The following is a 3,382-nucleotide window of genomic DNA, read 5'->3' as shown; positions in this document are numbered from 1 at the left end:
TGGCCGCGCACGTCGGGGTCGACCGGCTGGACGCGGAGCCCGCCGCCACCGCCGGGCTGATCCGGCTCTGCGCCGGCTCGGTGCTGGCCCTGCGAATCACCGCGTCGCGGTTGGCGAGCCGCCCTGAACTCGCGGTCGGCGTTCTGGTCGGGCAGGCGCGTGACGCGCAGGCACGGCTGGACCTGCTGGCGTTCGGCGACCAGTCGGTCCGGGCGAGCCTGGCGACTGGCATCGCTGCGGTCCGCTCCGCGGATGAGGTGGTCGGCCGGATCCTCGCCCTGCTCGGGGAAACGCCCGAGGCGACAGCCGTCCCCGACCGTACGGCGGCGCGGCTCGGCGTCTCGGCCGAGCGGGTGTGGCATGCGCTGGAGGACCTGGTCGACGCACACCTCGTGTACCGCGACGAGCCGGCCGGGTACCGGTTACCCGCACTGGTCGACGACTACGCGGCAGAGCTGGCGGCGGCGCGGTCGGTCGGCCGCCGGATGATCCCTCCGATGGCGGCGTGACGCCAGGCTCAGGAGGATGCGCCGCGCACGATGGCCACCGCCACACGGCAGAACTCGTCCATGTCCGGGTTGAACCCGGCAGCGATGTCGGGGTGCAGACCGGCGCGGGTCTCGTCCAGCAGCCGCTGGCAGACCTGCTCGATCGGCTCGCCGGCGTAGCTGGCCCGCACCCGTTCGGTGGCGGCCTGCAACGCCGAGGTCAGCTGGTCCTCCAGCGGGCCGCGCAGCTTTTCCTGCACCGGGTCGAGCCCGCGAGGGTCCAGCGTGACATGTGGCTCCGACATCGGTGCTCCCTTCGTCGGCGTCCGCGGTACCCCACCGCGGACGTCGGTCAAACCCCGTGCGGGACGGCGGCCACCCGCACCTGGTAGGAGAAGTCCTCCGCCGGCTCCTCCCGGTACGACAACTTCCGGATCTGCCGGTCGTCGCCGTAGAGGGCGACGTCCACCAGGACGCCGAGGTGGGCCAGGCCGATGCTGGCGACCCGCTTCTTGTCCTGGAGCACCGCACACACCCCGCCGAGCAGGGTGCTCGCGTCGGAGGTGCGGTGCCCCGGCGGGCAGCGCAGCACGAGGTCCACCTCGACCGGCCCGGACAGCGGAGTCCAGCCGGTGCGCTGGGCCGCGGCGCAGGCCGCCTGGAGCAGGGCGCGGACCCTCGTCGCCTGCCGGTGCCCGGCAGCGAAGATGGACAGCGCCTCGGTCTTGACCGGTGGCAGGCCGCTCACCTCGAACGTCAGGGCGAGAGCGCGGGTGTCCTGCACGACGGCACCTCCTCGTGGGGTCGATCCTGCCCAACCGGTGCGGTGGCGGTGGGAGTTCCCGCGAGAACCAACCGATCGGGCGGACTGGGGTCGGCCGAGGCGTGGTCGACGTCGGTGGCGAACGCGCAGGTAGACGCTAATCCACCCGATGGGTGTCGGGTAACCGTCCGCTCACTCGGTGGGACGCGGCGGGAACGCGCAGAACTCGTTGCCCTCCGGGTCGGCGAGGATCCACCAGGAGATGACGTCGTCCGGCTCCCGCAGCAGGGTCGCGCCGGCCCGGATCAGCGCCGTCGGGTCGTCGTCGACGAGGTCGACGTCCCAGTGCAGGCGGTTCTTCACCGTCCTGCGCTCCGGCACCGGGTCGAAGACCCAGTACTCCCACGGGAATCCGGCGGCGCCCGTGAGGTAGGCGTAGCCCTTGTCGCTGGTGTGGGCCGTGCCCCCGACGACGCGCGACCACCAGGCGGCCTGGGCGGCGGGGTCCGCGCTGTCGACGACCAGCTCGAACGTGCCGGGCCGCTCGCCCTCGCGCGGCCCGAACGCACAGAACAGGTTGCCCTCCGGGTCGGCCAGCACCCACCAGCTGATCTCCGCGTCCGGCTCGCGGACCACCCGCGCGCCGGCCTCGACCAGCGCCGCCGGGTCCGCGTCGGGCAGCCTCAGGTCCAGGTGTACGCGGGTCTTGACGGTACGGGGCTCCGGCACCCGGTTCACCCAGATCGACTCCGCGCCCTCGCCGGCCCGCCCGGGGTCGACCCGCACGTCACCGTCCCCGAGGTCCACGACCTCTGCGTCGAGGATCCGCCCCCAGAAGGCCCCCAGCGCGGGAGCGTCGGCAGCGTCCAGACAGAGATCCTTGAACCGCGCGATCATGCCCTCATCCTGCCCCACCCCACCCCACCCCACCCACCCACCCCCGCCCGCCATCCGCGCCGCCCCCGCGCCCTGCGCCGCACCCGCCCGCCGCGCCGCCGCCCCGCCCCCCCGCGCCGCCGCGGGCGACAACTTCGGGGAAGTTGCTGCCTCCGGTGCGGGGGAGGCGACATCTTCCCCGGAGTTGCGCGAGGTGTTCGGCCGTCATCAGCGGGTGCGGGTGCGGATGGCGTGGCGGACCTCGGTGAGGAAGCCGTCGAAGTCGGTCGCGAAGCGCTTCGAGGTCAGGTGCAGGACGATCCAGTCGTCACCGACCAGGCGGTTGAGCCGGCGCCGATCCCGGTGGAGTTGTGCCGGGTCGTGGTGCCAGAGGCCGTCGTACTCGATGGCGATCTTCCACTGCGGCCAGGCGAGGTCGAGTCGGGCGACGAAGCTGCCGTCACGGTCGACCACGAACTGGGTGACCGGGGCGGGCAGGCCGGCCAGGACCAGCCGGACCCGCAGGCGCGACTCCGGTGGTGACTCCGCACCGCCGTCGGTCAGCTCGGCGACCCGGAGCATCCGCTTCCAGCCGCGCTCTCCGGTGTGCCGGCGTGCCCGCTCGCTCAGCTGCGCCGGGTCGACGAGCCGGCGACGGACGAGCACGTCGACGAGGGCGACGGCGTCCTCCACCCGGAGCCACTGCGCGAGATCCCAGCAGGTGCGTACCGGCGTGGTGACCGGAACGCCGGCCCGCCGGACCACGTCGGTGCCGGGCAGGCCGGCGGTGTGCACGGCCAGGCCGGCCACCGGACCGAACCGCCGACCGGTGGGCACCAGGACGTCGAGTGGCTCGTGTCGCTCGATCCGTCCGGCTCCGAACAGCGCCGCGGCGCTTCGCCCGGCGATCGCCGCACCGGGCGGGATCAACCACCGTGCCGCTGCGGCACAGCGGGCCGGATGCGAGACGACGAGCCGGGCGTCGGCGTAGACGTCCTTGAAGACGGGCCGCCACGCGCTGCTCCGAAGCTCAGCGCGGGTGAGCACCCCCCGCGAGACGACCTCCGACCCCCAAAAAATGCGCCCCCGCAAGGCTGCGGGCCGCCGAGGAGAAAAAGGCATCCCCCCACCCTGCCCGCCACCCGGCCCCCTCGTCCGCCCCTGTGGTTCGTGCCGCTGCTGCCCTGCTGTCCGTCGCGTACGTGGCGTTGCCCCGGTTCCGGTCCCGCCTGGACTGGGCGGTGCTCGGCGCGGC

The 3,382-nt window shown here is 73.8% G+C and carries 4 protein-coding genes and 1 pseudogene; 1 reads left to right on the top strand and 4 read right to left on the bottom strand.

The genetic code is table 11. The features are described from left to right. A pseudogene (locus AB0I76_RS25725) lies at positions 1 to 509 on the top strand (transcriptional regulator); the annotation flags it as partial. 8 nt (positions 510 to 517) lie between these two features. On the opposite strand, the gene AB0I76_RS25720 reads toward AB0I76_RS25725, so the two are convergent. From AB0I76_RS25720 to AB0I76_RS25705, 4 genes are all read right to left on the bottom strand, one after another. Further along, positions 518 to 793 carry a hypothetical protein gene (locus tag AB0I76_RS25720; protein WP_357040438.1) on the bottom strand — a complete coding sequence of 92 codons (276 nt, stop codon included), beginning with the start codon at positions 791 to 793 and terminating at the stop codon, positions 518 to 520. 47 nt (positions 794 to 840) lie between these two features. Beyond that, positions 841 to 1,272 carry a hypothetical protein gene (locus tag AB0I76_RS25715; protein WP_357040435.1) on the bottom strand — a complete coding sequence of 144 codons (432 nt, stop codon included), beginning with the start codon at positions 1,270 to 1,272 and terminating at the stop codon, positions 841 to 843. 171 nt (positions 1,273 to 1,443) lie between these two features. Continuing rightward, positions 1,444 to 2,148 (bottom strand): VOC family protein, encoded by a 705-nt coding sequence (locus AB0I76_RS25710; protein ID WP_357040432.1) that lies wholly within the window; start codon positions 2,146 to 2,148, stop codon positions 1,444 to 1,446. Positions 2,149 to 2,355: 207 nt separating this feature from the next. After that, positions 2,356 to 3,174, bottom strand: a complete 819-nt coding sequence (locus AB0I76_RS25705; protein WP_357040429.1) for a hypothetical protein — start codon at positions 3,172 to 3,174, stop codon at positions 2,356 to 2,358. Positions 3,175 to 3,382: the final 208 nt, after the last annotated feature.

It is taken from the genome of Micromonospora sp. NPDC049799, assembly GCF_040656655.1.
Classification (GTDB): Bacteria; Actinomycetota; Actinomycetes; order Mycobacteriales; family Micromonosporaceae; genus Micromonospora.
The sequence above is the reverse complement of the archived record's forward strand: the minus strand, read 5'-3'. Positions and strand labels throughout refer to the sequence as shown.